Annotated in this window: 19 protein-coding genes and 5 tRNA genes; 14 read left to right on the forward strand and 10 right to left on the reverse strand. The window is 70.7% G+C overall.

All coding sequences use genetic code 11. The annotated features are described in order from the left end of the window. Window positions 1-288 precede the first annotated feature (288 nt). From purD to CPH93_RS18300, 4 genes are all read left to right on the forward strand, one after another. The gene (purD, locus tag CPH93_RS18285) at window positions 289-1,563 is read left to right on the forward strand and encodes a phosphoribosylamine--glycine ligase (protein WP_096213479.1); all 1,275 of its coding nucleotides are present in this window, start codon (window positions 289-291) and stop codon (window positions 1,561-1,563) included. Between the two features lie 436 nt (window positions 1,564-1,999). After that, window positions 2,000-3,850, forward strand: a complete 1,851-nt coding sequence (locus CPH93_RS18290) for a hypothetical protein (RefSeq protein WP_231976882.1) — start codon at window positions 2,000-2,002, stop codon at window positions 3,848-3,850. Window positions 3,851-4,122: 272 nt separating this feature from the next. After that, the gene (locus CPH93_RS18295) at window positions 4,123-5,604 is read left to right on the forward strand and encodes a N,N-dimethylformamidase beta subunit family domain-containing protein (RefSeq protein ID WP_096213480.1); all 1,482 of its coding nucleotides are present in this window, start codon (window positions 4,123-4,125) and stop codon (window positions 5,602-5,604) included. A gap of 198 nt (window positions 5,605-5,802) precedes the next feature. Beyond that, window positions 5,803-6,702 carry a phosphoribosylaminoimidazolesuccinocarboxamide synthase gene (locus CPH93_RS18300; RefSeq protein ID WP_096213481.1) on the forward strand — a complete coding sequence of 300 codons (900 nt, stop codon included), beginning with the start codon at window positions 5,803-5,805 and terminating at the stop codon, window positions 6,700-6,702. A gap of 83 nt (window positions 6,703-6,785) precedes the next feature. Here the strand turns inward: CPH93_RS18300 and CPH93_RS18305 are convergent. Next, window positions 6,786-6,858, reverse strand: a tRNA-Gly gene (locus CPH93_RS18305). A 75-nt stretch (window positions 6,859-6,933) separates the two neighbouring features. Here CPH93_RS18305 and CPH93_RS36435 point away from each other — a divergent pair. Beyond that, complete coding sequence (locus CPH93_RS36435) at window positions 6,934-7,443, forward strand: hypothetical protein (RefSeq protein WP_197708706.1); 510 nt, start codon at window positions 6,934-6,936, stop codon at window positions 7,441-7,443. A gap of 830 nt (window positions 7,444-8,273) precedes the next feature. Here CPH93_RS36435 and CPH93_RS18320 read toward each other — a convergent pair. From CPH93_RS18320 to CPH93_RS18330, 3 genes are all read right to left on the reverse strand, one after another. Beyond that, window positions 8,274-8,346, reverse strand: a tRNA-Gly gene (locus tag CPH93_RS18320). A gap of 74 nt (window positions 8,347-8,420) precedes the next feature. Then, a tRNA-Gly gene (locus tag CPH93_RS18325) sits at window positions 8,421-8,492 on the reverse strand. Window positions 8,493-8,611: 119 nt separating this feature from the next. Continuing rightward, window positions 8,612-8,932: a histone-like nucleoid-structuring protein Lsr2 gene (locus tag CPH93_RS18330; protein WP_026170169.1), complete on the reverse strand. Its 321-nt coding sequence runs from the start codon at window positions 8,930-8,932 to the stop codon at window positions 8,612-8,614. Between the two features lie 300 nt (window positions 8,933-9,232). Between CPH93_RS18330 and purS the strand changes: the two genes are divergently transcribed. The 6 genes from purS (at window position 9,233) to purM (ending at window position 16,266) form a co-directional block, all read left to right on the forward strand. After that, the gene (purS, locus tag CPH93_RS18335) at window positions 9,233-9,478 is read left to right on the forward strand and encodes a phosphoribosylformylglycinamidine synthase subunit PurS (protein WP_006604673.1); all 246 of its coding nucleotides are present in this window, start codon (window positions 9,233-9,235) and stop codon (window positions 9,476-9,478) included. Next, window positions 9,475-10,155: a phosphoribosylformylglycinamidine synthase subunit PurQ gene (gene purQ, locus CPH93_RS18340; protein WP_096213482.1), complete on the forward strand. Its 681-nt coding sequence runs from the start codon at window positions 9,475-9,477 to the stop codon at window positions 10,153-10,155. Before purS ends, purQ begins: the two co-directional genes overlap by 4 nt. Then, complete coding sequence (gene purL / locus CPH93_RS18345) at window positions 10,152-12,401, forward strand: phosphoribosylformylglycinamidine synthase subunit PurL (RefSeq protein WP_096213483.1); 2,250 nt, start codon at window positions 10,152-10,154, stop codon at window positions 12,399-12,401. The genes purQ and purL overlap by 4 nt, the downstream gene beginning before the upstream one ends. Before the next feature lie 103 nt (window positions 12,402-12,504). Beyond that, window positions 12,505-13,302, forward strand: coding sequence for a maleylpyruvate isomerase family mycothiol-dependent enzyme (locus CPH93_RS18350; protein ID WP_096213484.1), 798 nt, complete (start codon window positions 12,505-12,507; stop codon window positions 13,300-13,302). Between the two features lie 299 nt (window positions 13,303-13,601). Beyond that, window positions 13,602-15,161: an amidophosphoribosyltransferase gene (purF, locus tag CPH93_RS18355; protein WP_093483941.1), complete on the forward strand. Its 1,560-nt coding sequence runs from the start codon at window positions 13,602-13,604 to the stop codon at window positions 15,159-15,161. 34 nt (window positions 15,162-15,195) lie between these two features. Continuing rightward, window positions 15,196-16,266 carry a phosphoribosylformylglycinamidine cyclo-ligase gene (gene purM / locus CPH93_RS18360; protein WP_006604678.1) on the forward strand — a complete coding sequence of 357 codons (1,071 nt, stop codon included), beginning with the start codon at window positions 15,196-15,198 and terminating at the stop codon, window positions 16,264-16,266. Between the two features lie 177 nt (window positions 16,267-16,443). Here purM and CPH93_RS18365 read toward each other — a convergent pair whose 3' ends face one another. Next, window positions 16,444-16,689: a DUF3073 domain-containing protein gene (locus tag CPH93_RS18365; protein ID WP_006604679.1), complete on the reverse strand. Its 246-nt coding sequence runs from the start codon at window positions 16,687-16,689 to the stop codon at window positions 16,444-16,446. A 338-nt stretch (window positions 16,690-17,027) separates the two neighbouring features. Next, window positions 17,028-18,149 (reverse strand): Leu/Phe/Val dehydrogenase, encoded by a 1,122-nt coding sequence (locus tag CPH93_RS18370; protein WP_096213485.1) that lies wholly within the window; start codon window positions 18,147-18,149, stop codon window positions 17,028-17,030. Window positions 18,150-18,346: 197 nt separating this feature from the next. On the opposite strand from CPH93_RS18370, the gene CPH93_RS18375 reads away from it, so the two are divergent. Continuing rightward, window positions 18,347-19,183 carry a hypothetical protein gene (locus tag CPH93_RS18375; protein ID WP_096213486.1) on the forward strand — a complete coding sequence of 279 codons (837 nt, stop codon included), beginning with the start codon at window positions 18,347-18,349 and terminating at the stop codon, window positions 19,181-19,183. Window positions 19,184-19,697: 514 nt separating this feature from the next. Further along, entirely contained in the window at window positions 19,698-19,904 is a 207-nt protein-coding gene (gene bldC / locus CPH93_RS18380; protein ID WP_003949541.1) for a developmental transcriptional regulator BldC, read from the forward strand. A 511-nt stretch (window positions 19,905-20,415) separates the two neighbouring features. On the opposite strand, the gene CPH93_RS18385 is transcribed toward bldC, so the two are convergent. From CPH93_RS18385 to hrpA, 3 genes are all read right to left on the reverse strand, one after another. Beyond that, window positions 20,416-20,649, reverse strand: coding sequence for a DUF6274 family protein (locus CPH93_RS18385; protein ID WP_096213487.1), 234 nt, complete (start codon window positions 20,647-20,649; stop codon window positions 20,416-20,418). A gap of 338 nt (window positions 20,650-20,987) precedes the next feature. Then, window positions 20,988-21,062 (reverse strand) — tRNA-Asp (locus tag CPH93_RS18390). Between the two features lie 93 nt (window positions 21,063-21,155). Then, window positions 21,156-25,214, reverse strand: a complete 4,059-nt coding sequence (gene hrpA, locus CPH93_RS18395; RefSeq protein ID WP_096213488.1) for an ATP-dependent RNA helicase HrpA — start codon at window positions 25,212-25,214, stop codon at window positions 21,156-21,158. Window positions 25,215-25,354: 140 nt separating this feature from the next. On the opposite strand from hrpA, the gene CPH93_RS18400 reads away from it, so the two are divergent. Beyond that, the gene (locus CPH93_RS18400) at window positions 25,355-25,573 is read left to right on the forward strand and encodes a hypothetical protein (RefSeq protein ID WP_231976883.1); all 219 of its coding nucleotides are present in this window, start codon (window positions 25,355-25,357) and stop codon (window positions 25,571-25,573) included. Between the two features lie 44 nt (window positions 25,574-25,617). Here CPH93_RS18400 and CPH93_RS18405 read toward each other — a convergent pair. Next, window positions 25,618-25,691: transfer RNA gene (locus CPH93_RS18405), tRNA-Phe, on the reverse strand.

Here is a 25,691-nt window from a genome sequence, read left to right on the forward strand (position 1 = left end):
GTGCACTCCCTCTCCAAGGCTCTCTTCCGATACGTGCGATGCACGCGTGACATCCGGGACGGTCGTTGCACGCAGCCCCCTCTTCCTACCGCCGAACGGCTGGCGTCGGCCCCACGATCACACGCTTTCCGCCCGGAAGGAGTGCCATGTCGGGTATAGGGGCATCGGGCAACTCACCCGAAAGAGTTGCCACCGCGGCGACGTACGGTTTCCGGCCGCTTCGCGCCCGCCCGCCGCCCGGGCCCGGCCGCCGTCCGGCCGGCCGGCGCTCTCGTCTAGGCTGCCACCGTGAAGGTCCTCGTCATCGGCGGCGGCGCCCGCGAACACGCCCTGTGCCGCTCTCTGTCCCTCGACCCCGACGTCACCGCGCTGCACTGCGCTCCCGGCAACGCCGGCATCGCCGAGGTGGCCGAATTGCACGGGGTCAACGCCCTCGACGGCGCCGCCGTCGCCGACCTCGCCGCCGGTCTGCAGGCCGATCTGGTCGTCGTCGGTCCCGAGGCCCCGCTGGTGGCGGGCGTCGCGGACGCCGTACGCGCCCGCGGCATCCCGGTCTTCGGCCCGTCGGCCGAGGCCGCCCAGCTGGAGGGCTCCAAGGCGTTCGCCAAGGACGTGATGGCCGCCGCGGCCGTCCCCACCGCCCGCAGCTACGTCTGCACCACCCCGGAAGAGATCGACGAGGCGCTGGACGCCTTCGGGGCGCCGTACGTCGTCAAGGACGACGGTCTGGCGGCCGGCAAGGGCGTGGTGGTCACCGAGGACGTCGCGACGGCCCGCGCGCACGCCCTGGCCTGCGACCGCGTCGTCATCGAGGAGTTCCTCGACGGCCCCGAGGTCTCGCTCTTCGCGATCACCGACGGCGAGAGTGTCGTCCCGCTGCAGCCCGCCCAGGACTTCAAGCGCGCCTACGACGGCGACGAGGGCCCCAACACCGGCGGCATGGGCGCGTACAGCCCGCTGCCCTGGGCCGACCCCCAGCTGGTCGACGAGGTCATGGCCACCGTCCTGCAGCCCACCGTGGACGAGCTGCGCCGCCGCGGCACCCCGTTCTCCGGGCTGCTCTACGCGGGCCTGGCGATCACCTCCCGCGGGGTGCGGGTGATCGAGTTCAACGCGCGCTTCGGCGACCCGGAGACCCAGGTCGTCCTCGCCCGCCTCAAGACCCCGCTCGGCGGGCTGCTCACCGCGGCCGCCACCGGCAACCTCGCCGCCCTGCCGCCGCTGCGCTGGCGCGACGACGCCGCAGTCACGGTCGTCATCGCCTCGCACAACTACCCGGACACCCCGCGCACCGGCGACCCCATCGCGGGCCTGGCCGAGGTCGCGGAGCAGGACGCCCCGGACGCCTACGTCCTGCACGCCGGCACCAAGCGTGACGACGCCGGTGCGGTGCTCAGCGCGGGAGGCCGGGTGCTGTCCGTCACCGCCACCGGCGCCGACCTCGCCACCGCCCGCTCGCGCGCCTACCGCGCCGTGGAGCGGATCCGGCTGGACGGGTCCCAGCACCGCACGGACATCGCCGCCAAGGTCGCGGACGAGGCGGCTCAGGCGCCGGGCGCATAGCGGGAGCGGGCGCGCGGGGCGCACCCGCTCCGGCCGGCGAGATCTCTTCTGGGGCATATGTCACATACCGTGGCATATGCCCCAGTCTTTGTGGGTGCAGACAGGGCCGAATCGCCCGCTGCCCACATCATCCCGGCACCGGTTCCCGGCTTTGCCCAAAGCCATTCCATCGGGTGACCGCACCACATATCCCGCTGACGGGGCGCGCACCCCCAACTAGGGTGCCGCGCAAGCGTCCTGCGGTGGTTGGGCCGGAATCCGGCACGGTTGCCGCGGTGGCGTCCGGCAACTGGCTCACCGGCATTGCGATGTCAGTGGCCGGTGCCACAGTGGTGGTGGGTGCGCTGGCTCGCACCACCCGACGCGCACATCTCGTACGTCCGTCCCGTGTTCTCTCCGTCCGGCTCCGTCAGGACAGCAGGGGGTGTACAGGCTCGTGGCAAGTCCGGAAACAGGCGTCCTGGCGGCGCGTGCCCGCGCCCTTGCCGTGCTGCGGATCCGCAGCACGGCGAGAGCGGTGGCGCTGCTGCCCGCGGCGGTGGCCGTGGTGCTGTTCGCCGGCCGGGCGACCGGCCGGCTCGGCGCCGGCTGGGATCTCGCCGGCTGGATCGCCGGCGGTGCCGCCGTGGTCAGCCTGCTGCTGGCCGGGCTGGTCACCGCCGTCGTCGCGCGCGCCCGGCCCGCCCTCAGCCCGTCCGTGCCGATCTCCGAGAAATCGGCCCCCGATCTCTACCGCCTCGTCCGCGATCTCGCCGAGCGCCTGGAGGTCCCCGCGCCCTCCGCCATAGCGCTCACCCCGGACTGCGACAGCTGGCTGGAGGACCGCACCCACCGCGCACACGGCCCGCCCCGCCGCCTCCGCAGACCGGACGGTGCGGGGCGCCGGGCCCCCGAGGCGCCGGTCCTGGTCATCGGCTCACCGTTCCTGTGGTGGATGCGGGTCGCCGAGCTGCGCGCCCTGCTGGCGCCCGTCGTCGCCGGCACCGGCCCCTCGGCCCACCCCGACATAGCCGCCGCCCGCCGGTTCATCCGCGGCCTGGACGCCGCCGTCGCGGTCTCGGCCCGCGCCGGAGGCCGGCTGCGCGGTCTGCCGCTGCGCTTCGTCGGCAGGGTCGCGCGGCTGCTGCTGCGCGCCGGCCGCGAGCACGCCACGATCATGGAGCGCGCCGTCGCGGCCGCCGCCTCCGAACGCGCCCAGAACGTCGACTACGGCCTGCGGATCGTCGCCCAGGAGCAGGTCGGCCTGGCGTACGCGGGCTGGGACCGGCTGCTGACCCGGGTCGCGCTGCCCGCCTGGCGGATGGGCCGCTGGCCGTCCCGGCTGGACGCCGGCGTGGTCTCCGCGCTCACCGAACTCTCCCGCCGCGACCGCCTCGCCGACGGCTTCGCCTCCCGCCTCGGCGAGCGCCCCGCCTGCGACCTCCTGGAGGAGCCCGGCGCCATCGACCGCGCCGCCTCCCTGCTGGCCGCCCGGCTCTTCCACGGCGGCCCCGCCGAGCCGGGACCGGACTGGTCACCGGTCGGCTGGCAGCAGTATCCGGAAGAGGTCGTGGACCGGAAATGGCGCCTGGAGGCCGCCCGCCTCCATCGCGTTCTCGACAATCTTCCGGCCACCGCGCTGCCCGCGGCCCCGCCCACCACGGGAGCCGACCCCGCCGCTTCGCCCCTCACGTACGCCCACACCCCGGCCCATGCACCCGCGGGCCGCCGCCCGGCAGCGCCCGGCCCCGACGGCGGCCCGGCCGTGAGCCCGCCCGCCGACGGCCCGCCGCGCACCGAGAGCCCACCGCCCGCCGACGGCCCGCCGGCCGCACCGGCCCCGGGCCCGACGCTGGCCCGGGTCATCGACCGGCTCGCCCAGGACGAGCGCGCCGGCGACCTGGTGGCCGCCCGGCTGGGTGCGGAGGTCGAGCGGGAGGAGCGCGAGGAGGCGGCCCGGCAGGCCGCCCGCGGCCGCTGCGAGCAGGACGCCGCCATCGGCGTGGCCTGGGGCGACGGCCTGGCCGAGGGCGGCCTTCCGCTGTTCCCGCTGCAACCGCCCCGTACCGGCCGCGAACTCCTCGCCGACCACGTCACCGCCATGGTCTGCTGCGCCGCCGTCGACACCGCCGGTGCCACCCCGGGCCTGGACTGGCTCGACGGCCCGGCGCTGCTGGTCGACGGCGCCCGCCGGGCAGATCTCGGCCGCCCGGTGCTCAGCCTGGTCGACGACGGGGATGCCGGGCCGCTCCGCGGCTGGCTGACGACCGTCGGCGTCCGCCCCGAAAAGCCGGTCCGGCTGGTATGACTCGACGGCCGCAGCTGCCCGCGACCGCTGCCGTAAGGACGCGCATCGGGCAGCGAGATCCTGGCCGGACGTCCGGGGCCGCTCGCCCCACCGGCTGAATGTTCCCTTCCAGTTCGCATTTCGGGGGCGGTGCCCTCTAAATTCACGACGAAGGGTGACGAAGTGAGTGCGTAATGTGATGTGCTGGGGGATGGCCGGCCGGGTCTGCTCAGCCGGGCGCAGCACCGGCCCGTCGGCCCGGGCCGACGGGGGATGCGGGAGGGGAGTGGAAGGTGGCGACGGATCAGATCAGGCGCTGGGAATCGGGTGCGCTGGCGCACGCGGTCACGGACCCGTTCGGACAGGGCCCGCTGCCCTGGCTGCGCGGCAGTGAGACGTACTTCGAATCCGGCCGCATCATTCCCTGGTACGTCGACCCCGCCGTGGCCCAGGGCGATCTGCGTGAGCCCGTACCCCACAAGCACAACGGCCCGCGCACCGCCGATGACGTCCACCGCCAGATCAAAGGTTTCGCCGGCACCGGCGCAGTGGCTCCCGGCGAGGCCATCGACTTCCGGGTCTCGGTCGATCCGCCCCAGCCGTTCAGCATCGACATCTACCGCATCGGCCACTACGGCGGCACCGGCGCCCACAAGGTCACCACCAGCCCCCGCCTGGCCGGCATCGTCCAGCCGCCCCCGATGGCGGTCGAGCGCACGGTCTCCTGCCACCACTGGTGGCTGTCCTGGCGCCTCCAGGTCCCCACGTACTGGAACCTCGGCGCCTATGTCGCGGTCCTGACCACCGCCGACGGCCGCTACCGCTCCCACATCCCCTTCACGGTCCGCGACAACCAGCCCGCCGACCTCCTCCTGCTGCTGCCCGACATCACCTGGCAGGCCTACAACCTCTACCCGGAGGACGGCCGCGCCGGCGCCAGCCTCTACCACGCCTGGGACGAGCAGGGCGCGCTGCTCGGCGAGCGGGACGCCGCCACCACCGTCTCCTTCAACCGCCCCTACGCCGGCGCCGGACTGCCCCTCCATGTCGGCCATGCCTACGACTTCATCCGCTGGGCGGAGCGCTACGGCTACGACCTCGCCTACGCCGACGCCCGCGATCTGCACGCCGGCCGGGTCGACCCGTCCCGCTACCGCGGCCTGGTCTTCCCCGGCCACGACGAATACTGGTCGGTGCCCATGCGCCGCACGGTCGAGAGCGCCCGCGACACCGGCACCTCCCTCGTCTTCCTGTCCGCCAACACCATGTACTGGCAGGTCGAGCTCTCCCCGTCGCCCTCGGGCCCGGATTCGCTGCTGAAGTGCCGCAAGCGGCAGGGCCCCGGCCGTCCCGCGCTCTGGCGCGAGCTGGGCGACCCCGAGCAGCGGCTGATGGGCATTCAGTACGCCGGACGGGTCCCCGAGCCGGCGCCCCTGGTCGTCCGCAACGGCGAGCACTGGCTGTGGGAGGCCACCGGCGCCCATGAGGGCGACGAACTGCCCGGCCTGGTCGCCGGGGAAGCCGACCGCTACTTCCCCCGCACCAGCCTCCCCGACCACAGCGAACGCATCCTGCTCGCCCACTCCCCCTACCGCGACACCGAAGGTGCCCGCCGCCATCAGGAGACCTCCCTCTACCGCGCCCCCAGCGGCGCCTGGGTCTTCGCCTCCGGCACCTTCGCCTGGTCCCCCGCCCTCGACCGCCCCGGCCATGTCGACCAGCGCATCCAGCGCGCCACCGCCAACCTCCTCGACCGCATCTGCAAACGCGACTGAACCCGGCAGCCCAGGTCGGCAGAAACGTTGCCGTAAGCCGCACCCCTGGTGACCGCCCCCGGGCCGATCGCCCGCCGAGGCTTCTGCTCCGGCGGGCGACGATCACCGCCACCGGGCGCATCCGGCCCCCGCCCGTCACCACCGCCCGGGGTGAGGGAGAATCGAGGGGATTCCTGGATCAACCTACGCGGAGGAAGCGTGCCCGGTTTTGTAGAAAAGCCTGAGCCGGTGGAGGTCCCCGGGCTCACCCACCTCCACACCGGGAAGGTGCGCGACCTCTACCGGAACGCCGCCGGCGAGCTGGTCATGGTTGCCAGCGACCGCACCTCCGTCTACGACTGGGTGCTGCCCACCGAGATCCCCGACAAGGGCCGCATCCTCACCCAGCTGTCCCTGTGGTGGTTCGAGCAGCTCACCGACCTGGTCCCGAACCACGTCCTGTCCACCGACGTCCCGGCCGGCGCCCCCGCCGACTGGGAGGGCCGCACCCTGGTCTGCAAGTCGCTGGACATGGTCCCCGTCGAGTGCGTGGCCCGCGGCTACCTCACCGGCTCGGGCCTGGCCGAATACCGGCAGACCCGTACGGTCTGCGGACTGGCTCTCCCCGAAGGCCTCGTCGACGGCTCCGAGCTGCCCGCCCCGATCTTCACCCCGGCCACCAAGGCCGCCGTCGGCGACCACGACGAGAACGTCTCCTACGAGGAGGTCGCCCAGCAGGTCGGTGCCGAGGTCGCCGCCGAGCTGCGGCACACGACCCTCGCCGTCTACAGCCGGGCCCGCGACGTCGCCCGTGAGCGCGGCGTCATCCTGGCGGACACCAAGTTCGAGTTCGGCTTCGACGGGGAGCGGCTGACCCTGGCCGACGAGGTCCTGACGCCCGACTCCTCGCGCTTCTGGCCGGCCGACCTGTGGCAGCCGGGCCGCGCCCAGCCGTCGTTCGACAAGCAGTTCGTCCGCGACTGGCTGACCTCCCCCGCCGCGGACTGGGACCGCACGGGCGAGCTCCCGCCGCCCGCCCTCCCGCAAGAGATCGTCGAGAGCACCCGCGCCAAGTACGCCGAGGCCTACCAGCGCCTGACGGGTCTTCCCTGGTCGTAGCCGCACGCGGCCCGGGCCTCGGGGCCCGGGCGCACGAAAAGACCCCGGCCGATATCTCTACCGACCGGGGTCTTCCCCTTCTGAGCGGACGACGAGGCTCGAACTCGCGACCTCAACCTTGGCAAGGTTGCGCTCTACCAACTGAGCTACGTCCGCATGCCCCGCACAAGGCTCCTGGAATCAGTCGCCGCCGCGCGGTGCGGGGACCACTATAGCCAACCTCGCTGGCAGGTGAGCCGCGCCGCCGCCCGGCAGATCTCCGCGCCCGGCTTCACGCTCGCCGCCGAGCGGTGCTCCTGGACCGTCCCCGGCGACGGCGACGCCCGCCGGCCGATCTCCCTGACCGCCGCCCCGGCCACCGCGCATTCCCCCGGTTCGGCCTCCCGAACGGCCGGCGGCGAGCCCCCGGCGCCGATCGCGTCCGCCACCAACTCCGGGCCCGCACAACGGCTTCCGAGGCACACCGTGCGGACGCTCCCGGCCGGCCACTACGCCGACACCGTCGTCGGCACGAAGCCCCGCACCGCCACCTCCAGCGCCCGCTCCCGATGCCCCGTCCGCCCGTGGCTCGTCACGATCACCGCCCGGCAGCCCGGCACCTCACCCCGCGACGATGTGGCCACCGCCACACCGCCCCACCGCCCGCGCCCGCCTCTGCAGATCCAGCCGAGGAACACGGACGGGAACGCGAGGCCGGCCAGGATTTCCGGATCGTCACTTCACCGGTGCACAGCCGCGTGAGCGCCTTTTCTCCGCACCGCGCGGCATAGGCGCCCACGAGGGGGAGTGGACGGCAAAGATCAGGACGCCGTGCAACATCGTTTCGGCCGACAGTCCGGTGCGACCAGGCCCATTCCGCCGATCGCCTCTTTCCCCGCGATCGTCCTGGCCACCGGGATGTCCGACGAAGTGGCCGGCGCGGACTTGTTGCGGCCCGGAAGCGTCAACTCGGCCCGCCCCAGGGGCAGCAGACGGACCGCACTCCCGGTTTCCGCCGAATTTTTCGCCGCGGCATTGCCCAGATGGCGTTCCCTACTTCCCCTCACGCTTCCCCGGCCCCTTTGCCATCCGGAGAAAATCCCCTTCCCGGGATGCGGATCTGACGCCCGGTCCGCGCGGCGCTATCCCCACGTTCCGCGCCCGGAGCGGCACTCCGTTCGCGGCCCGCGCCGCTCATCGTGCCCCGCCGGACAGCCGCGTGATCCGGAGTGCCGACCGTTCGAACGGCTCCGGCCGCCGAAGGACCGCTCCGTTGCCTCCGGCCGTCGGGGCGGCGGACAGCGGCGACATTGCGCCTGCGAAGCCCCGTGACGTCGATCACACCACCCCCTGAAGGGGCGCTTCCGGCCCCGCTCGCGAGGGTTTTCTCCCCCGACGTTCATGAGCCCGGCCGACGTTCATGAGTCCAGCGTTTCGCCGGATCACGGTTCCGGTCAGTGCGGCCCGTCATCGCAGCCGAGGACAAATGTCAGTTGCCGGTTCCGGGAGTGCGGGAAGTGACCGGAGTGCGTGAAGGGATCCAGAGAAATGCAGAAGGCCCCGGTCGTGATGACCGGGGCCTTCTTATTCTGAGCGGACGACGAGGCTCGAACTCGCGACCTCAACCTTGGCAAGGTTGCGCTCTACCAACTGAGCTACGTCCGCAGGCATCCACTCGGCTTTCACCGAGCGGCGCGACAGCTACTCTACCTGATCCATTGGACTGGTCGAGCAGTCAGAGCGGGTGACAGGGATTGCACACTGCGCCTCCCCCTTGGAAAGGGGGCGCTCTACTACTGAGCTACACCCGCGTGACTCCGTGAGGTCCGGCCTGTCGGCCTCGCCCCTCGGCGTGCTCCAGACTCTAGCTGATCAGTAGGGGTGCTGTGCAAGTCGGCTGTGCCCGGGCCGGGGGACGCCGGTAAGTCGGTTAGTGATTGGCGGCGTTGAAGGCCTCGTACACCTTCTTCGGGATCCGGCCGCGCGGCGGGACGTCCATCTGGTTCGAGCGGGCCCAGGCCCGGACGGCCGCGGGATCGGGGGTCACCGCGGTGCGGTGGTAGGCCTTGCCGGACTTGGCCCGCTTGCGGCCGGCCTCGACGAACGGAGCGAGGGCACCGCGCAGTTTCTTCGCATTGGCGGGATTGAGGTCGATCTCGTACGACTTCCCGTCCAATCCGAAGGCGACCGTCTCTGCGGCTTCTCCTCCGTCGATGTCATCGGAGAGCGTTACTACTACGCGCTGCGCCACGGATATCGGTCCTTTCGTGGAGCGACCCCTTGTTGACATGGGGTGATGCTCCGGATCCGGCTGATTGGGATCAATGCTTTTTCATTTGTACAGCGATGGGCATTGCATTGTGAAGCCCAGTTAATTTTGTCAGCGTGTCTTCCCGCAATCCGGACCCCGGATCTTTTCGAGAATTTTTCCTGAGCTGCACTCCTGTCGATACCGGACCGTGATCGGGCGTCCCGCATATCTATGCGCGTAGATTTTCGAACACGGTACTGTGAGGACACCGCCTTACGCACCACACCACCGGGAGTGCCAGTGGCACGCGTCGTAGTCGACGTCATGCTCAAGCCGGAGATCCTCGACCCGCAGGGGCAGGCGGTGCAGCGCGCACTGCCACGCCTGGGCTTCGAGGGGATCGCCGACGTCCGTCAGGGCAAGCGTTTCGAACTTGAGGTGGAGGGTCCGGTCGACGACGCCGCCCTCGCTCGCATCCATGAGATGGCCGAGACCTTCCTCGCCAACACCGTCATCGAAGACTTCACCGTGCGGGTCGACTCATGACCTCGCGGATCGGAGTCATCACCTTCCCCGGCACGCTCGACGACCGCGACACCCAGCGCGCGGTCCGGGTCGCCGGAGCCGAACCGGTGCCGCTGTGGCACCGCGACAAGGACCTCAAGCAGGTCGACGCCGTGGTGCTGCCCGGCGGTTTCTCCTACGGGGACTATCTGCGGGCCGGGGCCATCTCCCGTTTCTCGCCGGTGATGGAGACCGTGATCGCGCAGGCGAAGGCCGGCATGCCGGTCCTCGGTATCTGCAACGGCTTCCAGGTGCTCACCGAGACCCATCTGCTGCCCGGCGCCATGCTGCGCAACAACCATCTGCACTTCATCTGCCGTGATCAGAAGCTGCGGGTGGAGAACGCGGAGACCTCCTGGACCGCGGACTACACGTCCGGGCAGGAGATCAGCATTCCGCTGAAGAACATCGACGGCCGGTACGTCGCCGACGAGCGGACGCTCGACATGCTGGAGGCCGAGGGCCGGGTCGCCTTCCGCTACCTGGACGGCAACCCCAACGGCTCGCTCCGCGACATCGCCGGCATCACCAATGAGGCGGGCAATGTCGTCGGCCTCATGCCGCACCCCGAGCACGCCGTGGAGCCGCTGATCGGTACGGGCCGTACCGACGGGCTCGGATTCTTCACCTCGATCCTGAAGAAGCTGGTCAACGCATGACTCTCGACACCGTCAAGCACGCAGCCGAGACGCCGGACACCGACCAGCCGTGGGCCGAGCTCGGCCTGAGGCAGGACGAGTACCAGCGCATCCGGGAGATCCTCGGCCGCCGTCCCACCGGCGCCGAACTCGCCATGTACTCGGTGATGTGGTCCGAGCACTGCTCCTACAAGAGCAGCAAGGTCCATCTGAAGCAGTTCGGCGAGAAGGCACCCGAGAATGACGCGCTGCTCGTCGGCATCGGCGAGAACGCCGGTGTCGTCGACGTCGGCCAGGGCTACGCCGTCACGTTCAAGGTGGAGTCCCACAACCACCCCTCGTACATCGAGCCCTACCAGGGCGCGGCCACCGGCGTCGGCGGCATCGTCCGCGACATCCTCGCCATGGGCGCCCGCCCGGTCGCCGTCGTCGACCCGCTGCGGTTCGGCGCCGCCGACCACCCCGACACCAAGCGCGTCCTGCCGGGCGTGGTCGCGGGCATCGGCGGCTACGGCAACTGCCTGGGCCTGCCCAACATCGGCGGCGAGGTCGTCTTCGACCCCTGCTACCAGGGCAACCCGCTGGTCAACGCCGGCTGCATCGGCGTGATGAAGCACGAGGACATCCACCTCGCCAAGGCCTCCGGCGCCGGCAACAAGGTCATCCTCTACGGCGCCCGCACCGGCGGCGACGGCATCGGCGGCGTCTCGGTCCTGGCGTCCGAGACCTTCGACGACACCAAGCCCGCCAAGCGCCCCGCCGTCCAGGTCGGTGACCCCTTCCAGGAGAAGCTGCTCATCGAGTGCACCCTGGAGATCTTCAAGGCGGACCTGGTCGCCGGTATCCAGGACCTCGGCGGCGCCGGGCTGTCCTGCGCCACCAGCGAGCTGGCCTCGGCCGGTTCCGGCGGTATGCGCGTCGAGCTGGACACCGTCCCGCTGCGTGACTCCTCCCTCTCGCCCGAGGAAATCCTCATGAGCGAGTCGCAGGAGCGGATGTGCGCGATCGTCGAGCCCGGCAAGGTCGACCGCTTCCTGGAGATCTGCGAGAAGTGGGACGTCATCGCCACCGTCATCGGTGAGGTGACGGACGGCTCGCAGCTGGAGATCTTCTGGCACGGCGAGCAGATCGTGGACGTACCGCCGCGCACCGTCGCGCACGAGGGCCCGGTCTACCAGCGCCCCTATGCGCGCCCCGACTGGCAGGACGCCCTCCAGGCCGACGACGCCGCCAAGCTGGCCCGCCCGGCCGACGCCGAGGAGCTGCGCGCGCAGGTCCTGCAGCTGGTGGCCTCGCCCAACCAGGCCTCCAAGGCGTGGATCACCGATCAGTACGACCGGTTCGTGCAGGGCAACACCGTCCTGGCGCAGCCGGAGGACTCCGGCATGGTCCGCATCGACGAGGACACCAACCTCGGTGTCGCGCTCGCCACGGACGGCAACGGCCGCTACGCCAAGCTCGACCCGTACGCGGGAGCCCAGCTGGCGCTGGCCGAGTCGTACCGCAACGTCGCCGCGTCCGGGGCCAAGCCGCTGGCGGTCTCCGACTGCCTGAACTTCGGCTCGCCCGAGGACCCGGCGGTGATGTGGCAGTTCGCGGAGGCCACCCGTGGTCTCGCGGACGCCTGCCAGACCCTGGGCACGCCGGTCACCGGCGGCAACGTCTCGCTCTACAACCAGACCGGCGAGGTGGCGATCCACCCGACCCCGGTCGTCGCGGTGCTGGGTGTGATCGACGATGTGAACCGCCGTACGCCGATCGGCTTCGCGGAGGAGGGCCAGCTGCTCTACCTCCTCGGTGACACCCGCGAGGAGCTGGGCGGTTCGGCCTGGTCGCAGGTCGTGCACGACCACCTCGGCGGTCTGCCGCCGAAGGTGGACCTGGAGCGCGAGCGGCTGCTGGCCGAGGTGCTGATCTCCGCCTCCCGCGACGGCATGATCGACGCCGCGCACGACCTCTCCGACGGCGGTCTGATCCAGGCCCTGGTGGAGTCGTGCCTGCGCGGCGGCAAGGGCGCCCGCGTGGTGGTTCCGGACGGTCTGGACCCCTTCGTCCTGCTGTTCTCCGAGTCGGCGGGCCGTGCGGTCGTCGCCGTCCCGCGCAGCGAGGAGCTCCGCTTCACCGACATGTGCGGTGCGCGGGGGCTGCCGGCCACCCGGATCGGTGTGGTCGACGGCGACGAGATCGACATCCAGGGCCAGTTCAGCATCCCGCTGAGCGAGCTGAAGACGGCCCACGAGGCGACGATCCCGGGCCTCATCGCCTGATCCTTGTCCGGCAGGAGCCGCGGCCCGCACGCACGGTGCGGGCCGCGGCTCCTGCCATGAATTCGGCGGCGCGCGGGCCCGCGGCCCCAGTAGCCTCGGCACCATGTCTCCCGCCCGCGGTACGTCCCGCACCCGCAGCTACGACCCCGCCAGGACCCGTGCCGCCGTCGCCGCGCAGCTCGACCATGTGCGCACGGCCGTAGGGGAGTTGACCGCCGAGCAGTACGCGCTGCCGACCCGGCTGGGGGACTGGACGGTGCGGGAGCTGGTGGCGCATATGGCCATGTTCCTGGGCAGCGTGGCGCGCAGCCTGGAGCTGCCGACGCCGTCGCGGGCGGAGGCCACCCTGCAGGAGTATCCGTTCGCGTCCGCGCCGTTCGCCGCCGCGATCGACGAACGCACCCGTGAGCTGGCCGCCGGCGGCGATCCGGCGGAGCTGGTGACCCGCACCGCCGACGAGTTCGAGCGGATCCTGTCCGAGCTGCCCGACGACCGTCTGCTGGCCGTAGTGCCCGGTGCGATGCGGCTCGGTGACTATCTGGTCACCCGCTGCCTCGAACTCGTCGTGCACAGTGACGACCTGGCGGCGGCGACCGGCACGAAGATCCCGTACGACCGCCAGGCCTTGGCCGCCACCACCCGGCTGCTGGCCGACGCGCTGGCGGCCAAGGTGCCCGGCGGGTCGGTCGAGGTCCGGATTCCGCCGTTCGCCGTGGTGCAGTGCGTGGCGGGCCCCAAGCACACCCGCGGCACCCCGCCCAATGTCGTCGAGACCGACCCGCTGACCTGGATCCGGCTCGCCACCGGCCGTACGTCCTGGGCCGAGGCGCTGGACGCGGCGACCGTCAGCGCCAGCGGCGAGCGGTCCGACATCGGTGGATATCTGCCCCTGCTGAGCTGACGGAAGCGGGCCCGGCACCGGACGACTGCGACGGGCGACGCCCCGCAGCGGAGGCGGCCGCGGGGCGTCGCGCATCTCACACGGAGCGGGACGCACCCCCGCGGCCGCAAGATCCACCCGGCCGTCGCTCCGCGCCCGCGCCCGGCCGCGCACCAGGTGAGTCAAGGGATCCGGGCGGCGGACCGCCCCCTGCGGGGCGTGGGCACGTCAACGCGAGCGGCCCCTCGTTCATGCACTCGTCCAGATCCGGAGTCATCCCCGGTTCGGATGAATCCGCGACCTGCCCTAGACTCGGTGCCGTGCCACGTGGTGACGGACGACTCAGCCACGACCTGCTCCCCGGTGAGAAGGGCCCCCAGGACGCTTGCGGCGTCTTCGGTGTCTGGGCTCCGGGTGAAGAGGTCGCCAAACTCACCTATTTCGGGCTGTATGCGCTGCAGCACCGTGGACAGGAGTCCGCGGGCATCGCGGTGAGCAACGGCTCCCAGATCCTCGTTTTCAAGGACATGGGCCTGGTTTCCCAGGTCTTCGACGAGACTTCGCTCGGCTCCCTCCAGGGCCACATCGCCGTGGGCCATGCCCGCTACTCCACCACCGGTGCCTCGGTGTGGGAGAACGCCCAGCCGACGTTCCGTGCCACCGCGCACGGCTCCATCGCGCTCGGCCACAACGGCAACCTGGTGAACACCGCCGAGCTCGCGGACCTCGTCGCCGCGCTGCCCCGTGAGGGCGGCCGGGCGACCCAGGTCGCGGCCACCAACGACACCGACCTGGTGACGGCCCTGCTGGCCGGCCAGGTCGACGAGGAGGGCAAGCCGCTGACCGTCGAGGAGGCCGCCCCGCGCGTCCTGCCGAAGGTCATGGGCGCCTTCTCGCTCTGCTTCATGGACGAGCACACGCTCTACGCCGCCCGCGACCCGCAGGGCATCCGCCCGCTGGTCCTGGGCCGCCTGGAGCGCGGCTGGGTGGTGGCCTCCGAGACCGCCGCCCTGGACATCTGCGGCGCCAGCTTCATCCGCGAGATCGAGCCCGGCGAGATGGTCGCCATCGACGAGAACGGCCTGCGCAGCAGCCGCTTCGCCGAGGCCCGCCCCAAGGGCTGTGTCTTCGAGTACGTCTACCTCGCCCGCCCGGACACCGACATCGCCGGCCGAAATGTGTACCTCTCCCGGGTGGAGATGGGCCGCAAGCTCGCCGCCGAGGCACCCGCCGACGCCGACCTGGTGATAGCGACTCCGGAGTCCGGCACCCCGGCCGCCGTCGGGTACGCCGAGGCCAGCGGCATCCCCTACGGCTCGGGCCTGGTCAAGAACTCCTACGTCGGCCGGACCTTCATCCAGCCCTCGCAGACCATCCGCCAGCTCGGCATCCGCCTCAAGCTCAACCCCCTCAAGGAAGTCATCCGCGGCAAGCGCCTGGTGGTCGTCGACGACTCGATCGTCCGCGGCAACACCCAGCGCGCGCTCGTACGGATGCTCCGCGAGGCCGGCGCGGCCGAGGTCCACATCCGGATCTCCTCCCCGCCGATCAAGTGGCCGTGCTTCTTCGGCATCGACTTCGCCACCCGCGCCGAGCTGATCGCCAACGGGCTGTCGGTCGAGGAGATCGGCAAGTCCCTGGGCGCCGACTCCCTCGCGTACATCTCCATCGACGGCATGATCGAGGCCACCACGATCGCCAAGCCGAATCTGTGCCGCGCCTGCTTCGACGGCGAGTACCCGATGGAGCTGCCCGACCCGGAGCTGCTGGGCAAGCACCTCCTGGAATCGGAGACCGCGAGCCGGACGAAGTCCGATGTGGACGGCGTCCAGACGCTCACCGCCGGGGTCGGCGGCGCCGACGCGCTGCGTCGCCCGTAGAGCTCGTCCACACACGACAGGAAAGTTCTCAGCCATGTCCGCTGAATCCTCCGGTGCCAGCTACGCAGCCGCGGGCGTCGACATCGAAGCCGGCGACCGCGCCGTGGACCTCATGAAGGAGTGGGTGAAGAAGGCCACCCGCCCCGAGGTCGTCGGCGGCCTGGGCGGTTTCGCCGGTCTCTTCGACGCCTCCGTCCTCAAGCGGTACGAGCGCCCGCTGCTCGCCTCGGCGACCGACGGCGTCGGCACCAAGGTCGACATCGCCCGCAAGATGGGCGTCTACGACAGCATCGGCCACGACCTCGTCGGCATGGTCGTCGACGACCTGGTCGTCTGCGGCGCCGAGCCGCTGTTCATGACCGACTACATCTGCGTCGGCAAGGTCTACCCCGAGCGGGTCGCCGCGATCGTCAAGGGCATCGCCGAGGGCTGTGTGCTCGCCGGCTGCGCGCTGGTCGGCGGGGAGACCGCGGAGCACCCGGGGCTGCTGGGCGCGGACGAGTTCGATGTCGCCGGCGCCGGCACGGGCGTCGTCGAGGCCGACCGGGTCCTGGGCGCGGATCGCATCCGTACGGGCGACGCGGTGATCGCCATGGCGTCCTCCGGGCTTCACTCGAACGGGTACTCGCTGGTCCGCCACGTCCTGTTCGACCGCGCGGGCATGGCCCTGGACCGGGAGATCCCGGAGTTCGGCCGCACGCTCGGCGAGGAGCTCCTGGAGCCCACCAAGATCTACTCGCTGGACTGTCTGGCGCTGACCCGCACGACCGAGGTGCACGCCTTCTCGCACATCACCGGCGGCGGCCTCGCCAACAACCTCGCCCGGGTGATCCCGGACGGTCTGCACGCCACGGTCGACCGCGGCACCTGGACGCCGGGCCCGGTCTTCGACCTGGTCGGCTCGGCCGGTGCGGTCGAGCGCCTGGAGCTGGAGAAGACCCTGAACATGGGCGTCGGCATGATCGCCGTCGTGCCGCAGGAGTCGGTCCAGGCCGCCCTGACCACGCTCGCCGACCGCGGGGTGGACGCCTGGGTCAGCGGCGAGATCGTCGACCGCGGTGACCACGCAGAGGCAGTGACCCTGACCGGTGACTACGCGAGCTGAGCAGCCCGAACGGGCCGGCGCCCGCACCGGCAACCACCGGTGCGGCGCCCGCTTCCGTCGTCATACGGTGCGCAGCGGCCGCCCCACCCGCCGTCATCCGGGCAGCACAGAACCCGGTCCGGGCAATGCCCAGGACCGGGTCCGCGATGCTGTTGCGGGTGCCGCGAGCGCAGAACGTCAAGCGCGACGACGCTGCTGGGACGAGTCGCCCTCGTCCTCATCGTCGTCGTTGTACAGCTCTGCGTACCGTGCGTACGGGTCGTCGTCCTCGTCATCCTCGAACGGCTCTGCGTTCGGAGGCTGCTGGTTCGACGGTGATGCACCCAGCTCGTCGGCCAGTCGTGAGAGATCCGTCCCACCGCTGCTGTACTTCAGCTGGCGGGCGACCTTTGTCTGCTTGGCCTTGGCCCGGCCGCGCCCCATGGGTCGACCCCCTCAATGACGGGGCTCGATGGCCCCAGAGTCTTGACACGCGTTCATGGATCAGAGCGGGCTCTCGACAGAGAGACCGGCCCGTAGGGCTTTAACGGTACCTGCTTCCGCGGCCATACGGTACGTCGCCCGCATCACCCGCCGCTCGGCACGACCTGCAAGGTGCCCCGTCCCCGCTGGTCAACTGCGATTTTAACCTGTCCTGTACGGCGACCCGCCGACGGGTGGTGAGGGATGTCTCCCCCGACCGCCCGCGGCGGGCCGCGCAAGGCTGTCTTTCCGGCCGTCCCGGCCCTTCCGGCTGTTTCCGCCCGGCCGTTCCCACTCGGTCAGGCGCGCTGCCGCGCCTCCGCCATCCGCTGCTCGGCCAGACGGTCCGCGGCCGCGGCGGGCGGAATGCCGTCGGCCTTCGCACGCGCGAATATCGCGAGCGTGGTGTCGAAAATCTTCGCCGCCTTGGTCTTGCAGCGGTCGAAGTCGAAGCCGTGCAGCTCGTCGGCCACCTGGATGACGCCGCCGGAGTTCACGACGTAATCGGGGGCGTAGAGGATGCCGCGGTCGGACAGGTCCTTCTCGACACCGGGGTGGGCGAGCTGGTTGTTGGCCGCACCGCACACCACCGTCGCGGTCAGCACCGGCACAGACTCATCGCTCAGCGCACCGCCCAGCGCGCACGGCGCATAGACGTCCAGCCCCTCGGTGCGGATCAGTTCCTCGGTGTCGGCGACGGCGGTGACCTGCGGATGCGCGGTGCGCACCCGGTCGACGCAGTCGCTGCGCACGTCCGTGATCACGACCTCGGCGCCGTCCTGGAGGAGGTGTTCCACCAGGAGGTGGCCGACCTTGCCGACGCCCGCGATGCCCACCTTGCGGCCGCGCAGCGTCGGATCGCCCCAGGCGTGCTGGGCCGAGGCGCGCATGCCCTGGAAGACGCCGTAGGCGGTCAGGACGGAGGAGTCGCCGGCGCCGCCGTTGGCGGGGGAGCGGCCGGTGGTCCACTTGTTCGTCCGGGCCACGACGTCCATGTCGGCGACGTAGGTGCCGACGTCGCAGGCCGTGACGTAGCGGCCCCCGAGGGAGGCCACGAACCGGCCGTAGGCGAGCAGGAGTTCCTCGGTCTTGACCAGATCGGGGTCACCGATGATCACGGCCTTGCCGCCGCCGTGGTCCAGCCCGGCGAGGGCGTTCTTGTAGGACATTCCGCGCGACAGATTGAGGGCGTCCAGCACGGCCTCCTCCTCGGAGGCGTAGGCATGGAAGCGGGTACCGCCGAGGGCGGGGCCCAGAGCGGTGCTGTGGATGGCGATCACGGCCTTGAGGCCGCTGGCACGGTCCTGGCAGAGAACGACCTGCTCATGGCCCCCCTGCTCCGATCGGAACAGGGTGTGCAGAACGCCGCCGTCGGTGCCGGCGGGGGCCGGACGTACGTCAGTCACTGTGGTGACTCCCATAGGTCGCGAGGGATGCCCTCCAGCGGGTGGGGAGGGCCGGTTGACAAGAGCGTAAGACCTGCCGGGCCGGTTGATCCGTCGGGTGCCGAGGATCACCCTCTCCCGGGGGACGGGCATGGGACGATCTGGTCGTATCGCAGGCTGGCGGGGGCCTTCGGGAGCTCCCGGCGGCGGACTCCCCCTTTGAAGGAGCGGGCGTGGCCCTGGCGTCGTCGGTGAAGGTCCCGTACATGGCATATCTACGGGTCTATGAGCCGCTGGCTGCATTCCCCGAGCCGGAGCGCTCCCACTGGGCGCGCTATGCCAAGCGGGAGGACACCCCGACCGCCCAGGACGAGCAGCGCCGGGCGCTGGCCGATCTGCTGCCGACCCCGCCGGTGCCGGTGCCGGTCCATGAGAGCGCGGACGCCTTCGTCGCCGTCGTGGACGAGGTGACGTGCGTGTGCCCGTGGCGCACCCGGCTGCGCGGCTGGCAGGCCCTGGAGGAGCTGACCGAGCTGTTGCCGGCGTCGGTGCTGGACGCGGCGCTGCCCCCGGTGGTCCGGCTCCAGGCGGCCACCGACTACGAGCAGTGGCGTGAGCGCAACCCGGACGCCCGGCCCTGGATCCGCGGGGCGACCTGGCACGTCCCGGTCCGCTGGTTCGTGCTCTTCGACGACGGCGAGCGGGAGTACGCGAAGAGTGACCAGGCGCCCGTGATGCGTTACCGGACGCCGATGGTGCAGGCCAGACGCCGGGTCGCGCGGGCGCTGCGGACGTTGCGGGACGCGCTGGAAGAGGGGCCGCTGATCGAGGGCCTGGTAGATGTGGGGCGCTGGCTCGAAGAATTCCACCCGCGTTCGCTCGTGGAGCTGGACTACGGAGGGCTGGTGCACGCGGTGCCCGAGGGGCAGCTCGCCGAGGACCGTTCCGCCGCCGAGGTGGCGGAGGGGCTGGCGGCGCTGCGCGACGGGGACGGCGAGCGGGCCGGTGCCGCGTACGAGAAGCTTGCCCAGCGGTGGCGGGCGGTGCGCGAGCGCCAGTTCTCCAGCTGAGGGCCGGCGGACGTCCAGAGGTTCACGGCGTGGAAGCGCTGCGTACGCTTTCCGGTGGTGGGGCGGTAAAGGACGTAGGTCCTGATCCGGGCGATTGCCTCAAGCGTGACCTAAAGCACTGACTTCGGGTCTTGCTCCCAAGCCATACCCTCGTGCCAAAATAGGACAAGGAGCCCGACCTGGGCTCCTTCCGTCCAACTAAGGGCGGATAGATCGGTATTGCGTTCCTTGAGGGGTCTCGTGGCGGCTGAGCACGTTGTGACTGATCGTCACGGCCGTGTGACTGTCCGCTATGGCACGGTCCATCGGCATCCGCCGAGGTTGAACACCTGAGAGGGCAATTCCATCGGTTTGGCCGACGTGGCTGGACAGATGGTGTAGTTGTAGTGCCGAGGACAAGCCGTTCGTCCTATAACCGACTCGGCCCGCGTCCGCCATTTCGGGCAACGTGGGTCAAGGTGCAGAATTTAGAGGAAAGAACCGTGATGGTTCGGTTCTCCCGAGGAGGCCGCTCATGACCGCTCGCACCCCTGACGCCGAGCCGCTGCTTACCCCCGCCGAGGTTGCCACGATGTTCCGCGTGGACCCGAAGACGGTGACCCGCTGGGCCAAGGCAGGCAAGCTCACGTCCATCCGTACGCTCGGTGGACACCGGCGTTACCGCGAGGCTGAGGTCCGCGCACTGCTCGCGGGCATTCCGCAGCAGCGCAGCGAGGCCTGAATAACCGCATAACCAGGCTGTTTTCGGGGCCCCCAACCCGAAAATGCCTACTTTGCACCACCACGCTTCACATAGCTCCATATGACGCGGCGCCTGCCCCAACGGGCCCCACACCCGCTCCACCTGGGTACGTCATCGATCGCGCTGGACTCCGCCGGGTCCAGCGCGATTTTTTTGCGTGCGCCCGCTCCAGGGCTCCTCAGGGCGCTCGGGCCGGCCTGGCGCCGGCGCCCTCTCGGATGCCGGTCAGGGTGCCTTCACGGGTCCTGTGGGGGCCTTTCCGCGCGGACTTGGCGCCTCCGTTCCGGACCCGTTCATGGGTGGTGCAATTGCACATATTAAATTGACTGGTTGTAGGGCGGCGGTAAGTTCCGCATCTCGCCAAACTTGTTCGGTGACACCCGTCACACTACGCGGCGCTTGAAGGCGATACGTCCGCTGCGATAGAGAACGGCACCCGCCACACCTCACAGGCTGTCAGAGCGCAGCCGCTGAGACACGCGGCAATTGGTCACCGGGCCGCGGGACTTTCGTCCTCGGCCGCCGGCGGCTCGCAGCGGGCCGGGGACGGTTCGGGGGCGGACCCGGGCGCCGGAGGCCCGGAGGGGGCCGTGTGCGGCTCCATGGCGAGCCGTAGCAGCTGGTGGCAGATGGGGCAGTGCCGCGTCAGATGGCGGTAGCCCGTGGCGGCTGCCAGGTGGGCCCGCAGCAGCGCCCTGGTCTCGTGCCGTACCGCTGTGCTCATCACGCACCCCTCCCTGCCCCGCACCCTTCCTCCGTGGGTACCGGCGGTACGTGCCGGCGTCAATACAGCGGGCCGCAAACCGGCTACGGAGCGCATGCGGCAGGGAGGGGGAGAAGGGGCAGCACTACGGCTCGTGTCCCGGGAGCGGTGGACGGAGGTACGGCCTGCGGTCCGAAGGGTGTGGGGGCCGGACGGCGACGCGGCCGGTACCGGAGGGAGACGCGGGCCGCGGTGGGGGCTCTGACGCAATGTGCTCTGTCGGAAGGCGGCCGGCGCGACGCGGGCCGGGGCCGGACAGCAGAACGGCCCGCACCGGAGAGGTGCGGGCCGTAAAAATGCGGTCCTGACGGGATTTGAACCCGCGGCCTCCACCTTGACAGGGTGGCGAGCACTCCAAACTGCTCCACAGGACCTTGCGTGTGCTTTCCGCTTGCGGCGGGCTGCGAAGCAAGACTGTACAGCAGGTCAGGGGGTGCGGTCGAACTCGATACCGGTGGCCCTGGTTCCTACGGCGCGGCGGCGTCCACCGCCTTCACGATGCGCTTGTCGGAGACCGGATACGCGGTCCCCAGGGCGTGGGCGAAGTAGCTCACCCGGAGCTCCTCGATCATCCAGCGGATCTCCCGGGCCGCCGCCGGCACCGGGCGGCCCTGCGGGAACTGCTCCAGCAGCCAGGCGTATTCGTCCTGCATCTCCTTCACCTTCGCCATGCGGGTGCGGTCCCGCTCGGCGTTGGTGGGCAGCTGCTGCAGACGGCGGTCGGCGGCCACCAGATAGCGCATCAGGTCCGGCAGCCGCTTGGCGCCGTGCGTCGTCACGAAGCCCGGCCTGATCAGCGCCGCCAGCTGCTCCTTGAGGTCCGTGAGCGACGGCAGCAGGGAGGGGAACGTCGTCTCCTTCAGCCGGCGCTCGCAGGCCTGCCAGGCGGCCAGCACCTCCTGCACCTGCTGGATGGTCTTCAGGGTGACGTCCACCAGGTCGGCGCGGACCGCGTCGAAGAGCTTCCGGAAGGACTCCTCGTCCCACGCCGGGCCGCCCCGGGCCGCGATCAGGCGGTCGGCGGCGGCCGTCACACAGTCCTCGAAGAGCGCCGCGATGGAGCCGTGCGGATTACGGGACAGCGCCAGCTTCTGCTGATTGCTCAGCTTGTCCTGGGCGAACTTGGCCGGGTTCGTGGGGATGTTGAGCAGGATGAGCCGGCGGGTGCCCGCCCACATCGCGGTGAGCTGCTCGGCCTCGGTGTCGAAGAGGCGTACGGCGACGCTGCTGCCCTCGTCCACCAGCGCCGGGTACGCCTTGAGCGGCTGGCCCGCGCGGCGGGTCTCGAAGGTGCGCGGCAGCGTGCCGATCGTCCAGGACGTCAGGCCGGTGCGCTGCTCGGGGCCGGCCGTCCGGCCCTCGCCCGCGCTGCCCCCGGCGGGCCGCTCGGCGGCCTGCTCGAAGGCCTTGGAGATGGCCGCCCTGGTCTTCGGCTTGAGCTGCAGCCGCAGCGCCTCCAGGTCCTTGGCCTCGGCGAGCTTGCGGCGCCGCTCATCGACCACCCGGAAGGTGATCTTGAGATGGTCGGGAACCTTGCCGGTATCGAAGTCCGCGGCCTCGACAGGCACGCCCACCATCCGCTGGAGACCGGCCGCCAGAGAGGTCGTCAGGGCGCCCTGCAAGGGGACGGTGGAGTCCAGGAAGCGGGCCGCGAAGTTCGGCGCGGGGACGTAGTTGCGCCGGATCGGCTTGGGCAGCGACCGGATCAGCTCCGTCACCAACTGCTCGCGCAGGCCCGGGATCTGCCAGTCGAAGCCCTCGGCGGAGACCTGGTTGAGGACCTGGAGGGGGATGTGGACGGTCACGCCGTCCGCGTCCGCGCCCGGCTCGAACTGGTAGGTGACCTTGAACTTCAGCTTTCCCTGCCGCCAGGAATCCGGATAGTCGTCCTTGGTGACGGCCTCGGCGGATTCGTTGATGAGCATCGAGTGCTCGAAGTTCAGCAGCTCCGGCTCTTCGCGGTGCTTCTTCTTCCACCAGGCGTCGAAGTGCGCCCCGGAGACCACATCGGCCGGGAGGCGCTGGTCGTAGAAGTCGAAGAGCGTCTCGTCGTCCACGAGGATGTCGCGGCGCCGGGCGCGGTGCTCCAACTCCTCGACCTCGCCGAGGAGTTTGCGGTTGTCATGGAAGAACTGGTGGTGGGTGCGCCAGTCGCCCTCGACCAGGGCGTTGCGGATGAACAGGTCGCGCGAGGTCTCCGGATCGATCCGGCCGTAGGAGATCTTGCGCTGGGCGACGATCGGGACGCCGTAGAGCGTCACCCGCTCGTAGGCCATCACCGCGGCCATCTTCTGTTCCCAGTGCGGCTCGCTGTAGCTGCGTTTCACCAGATGCTGGGCGAGCGGTTCGATCCATTCCGGCTCGATCTTGGCGTTCACCCGCGCCCACAGGCGGGACGTTTCGACCAGCTCCGCCGACATCACCCAGCGCGGCGCCTTCTTGAAGAGCGCGGAGCCGGGGAACACCGCGAACTTGGCGCTGCGGGCGCCCAGATACTCGTTCTTGGCGTCGGTGTCCTTGAGGCCGATATGCGAAAGCAAACCGGAAAGCAGGGAGGTGTGGATGTGGTCCGGCGCCGCGTCCTCCTCGCTGAGGTGGATGCCCATGGTCTTGGCGACCGACCGCAGCTGGGAGTAGATGTCCTGCCACTCGCGTATCCGCAGATAGTTCAGGAACTCGCTGCGGCACATCCGACGGAAGGCGGAGGAGGACAGCTCCCGCTGCTGCTCGCGGACGTAGCGCCAGAGGTTGAGGAACGCGAGGAAGTCGGAGCTCTCGTCCTTGAAGCGGGCGTGCTGCTGATCGGCCTGCTGCTGCTTGTCGGCGGGCCGCTCGCGCGGGTCCTGGATGGATAGCGCCGCCGCGATGACCATGACCTCCCGGACACAGCCGTTGCGGTCCGCCTCCAGCACCATCCGCGCCAGCCGCGGGTCGACCGGCAGCTGGGCCAGCTTGCGGCCCATCGGCGTCAGCCGCTTCTTGGGGTCCTTCTGCTGGGTATCGAGCGCGCCGAGCTCGCTCAGCAGATCGACACCGTCCTTGATGTTGCGGCGGTCCGGCGGGTCGATGAACGGGAACTTGTCGATGTCACCGAGGCCGGCCGCGGTCATCTGCAGGATGACGGAGGCGAGATTGGTACGCAGGATCTCCGCGTCCGTGAACTCGGGGCGGGAGAGGAAGTCGTCCTCGGAGTAGAGGCGGATGCAGATGCCGTCGCTGGTACGGCCGCAGCGGCCCTTGCGCTGATTGGCGCTGGCCTGCGAGATCGGCTCGATGGGCAGCCGCTGGACCTTGGTGCGGTAGCTGTAGCGGGAGATCCGGGCCATACCTGGGTCGATGACGTACCGGATGCCGGGGACGGTCAGCGAGGTCTCGGCGACGTTCGTGGCCAGCACGATGCGTCTGCCCGTGTGCCGCTGGAAGACGCGGTGCTGCTCGGCGTGCGACAGCCGCGCGTACAGGGGGAGGACCTCGGTGAACGGGAGGGCCTTCTTGTTGAGCGCGTCCGCGGTGTCGCGGATCTCCCGCTCGCCGGAGAGGAAGACCAGGATGTCGCCGGGCCCGGCGGACTGGAGCTCGTCGACAGCGTCGCAGATCGCGGTGATCTGGTCGCGGTCCGCGTCCTGGCCGCCCTCCTCCAGCAGCGGGCGGTACCGCACCTCCACCGGGTACGTACGGCCGGAGACCTCGACGATCGGTGCGCTCGGCTTCGCCTCCTCGTCGCTCCCGGCCGCGGAGCCGGTGCGGTCCGGCGCCGCCCCTACGGATGCGAAGCTGCCGAAATGCCGCGCGAACCGCTCCGGGTCGATCGTCGCGGAGGTGATCACGACCTTGAGGTCCGGGCGCCGGGGCAGCAGCTGGGCCAGATAGCCGAGGATGAAGTCGATGTTGAGGCTGCGCTCGTGCGCCTCGTCAATGATGATCGTGTCGTACTGGCGCAGCTCCCGGTCCGTCTGGATCTCGGCGAGCAGAATGCCGTCCGTCATCAGCTTGACCAGGGTGTCGCCGCCGACCTGGTCGGTGAAGCGGACCTTCCAGCCGACCGCCTCACCCAGCGGGGTCTTCAGCTCCTCGGCCACCCGCTCGGCGACCGTACGGGCCGCGATCCGGCGTGGCTGGGTGTGCCCGATCAGGCCCCGGACGCCCCGGCCGAGCTCCAGGCAGATCTTGGGGATCTGCGTCGTCTTGCCGGAGCCGGTCTCACCGGCGACGATCACGACCTGGTGGTCGCGGATCGCGGCGAGGATCTCGTCCTTCTTCTGGCTGACCGGCAGCTCTTCGGGGTACGTGATCCCGGGCACCGCGGCGCGGCGCTGGGCCACCCGCAGCTCCGCCTCGTCGATGCCGCCGGCGATCTCGGCGAGCACGGCCGCCCGGGCTTCGGGCTTACGGATCCGGCGCGCGCCGTCGAGCCGGCGCCCCAGGCGCTGCTGATCGCGCAGCATCAGCTCGGGCAGACGCTGCAGCAGATCGGGCAGGGTGGGAGCGGTGCCGTCGGGCAGGGCGGAGGCAGGCTGACTGGACATACGTCCCCCAGGATCTCACCTCGCGTAAACGACTGGCGAACCATTTGCCCGCGCAGGGCGGTGCACGGGCCCCGGGCCGGCGCGGGGGCCACCGCAAAAACGGGTTTCCGGCGCCCTCGCGGGTGCGTGAGGATGACCGCATGGACAACGGAATACGACGCGTGGCCGGCGGGGCCCTGATGGCCGCCGGTATCGCCTTCGCCGCCTGGCTCGTCTTCGGCGCGCCGCACGACTGGGACGGAAATGTGCGGCTGCTGCGGATGGCGCTGGGCCTGGGGTCGACGGCGGTGATCAGTGGTGGTGCCCGGCTGATCTTCTGGCAGCCGCAGAGCGAGCGCGCCGGGGCCGGGCAGAAATGAAGAAGGCCCCGATTCGATGAATCGGGGCCTTCTGCCAAAAGGTGTGGCTGGGGCCGGGGTCGAACCGGCGACCTATCGCTTTTCAGGCGATCGCTCGTACCAACTGAGCTACCCAGCC

Origin of the sequence: Streptomyces sp. 2323.1 (assembly GCF_900221035.1) — a bacterium.
In the GTDB taxonomy this organism is placed as follows: domain Bacteria; phylum Actinomycetota; class Actinomycetes; order Streptomycetales; family Streptomycetaceae; genus Streptomyces; species Streptomyces sioyaensis.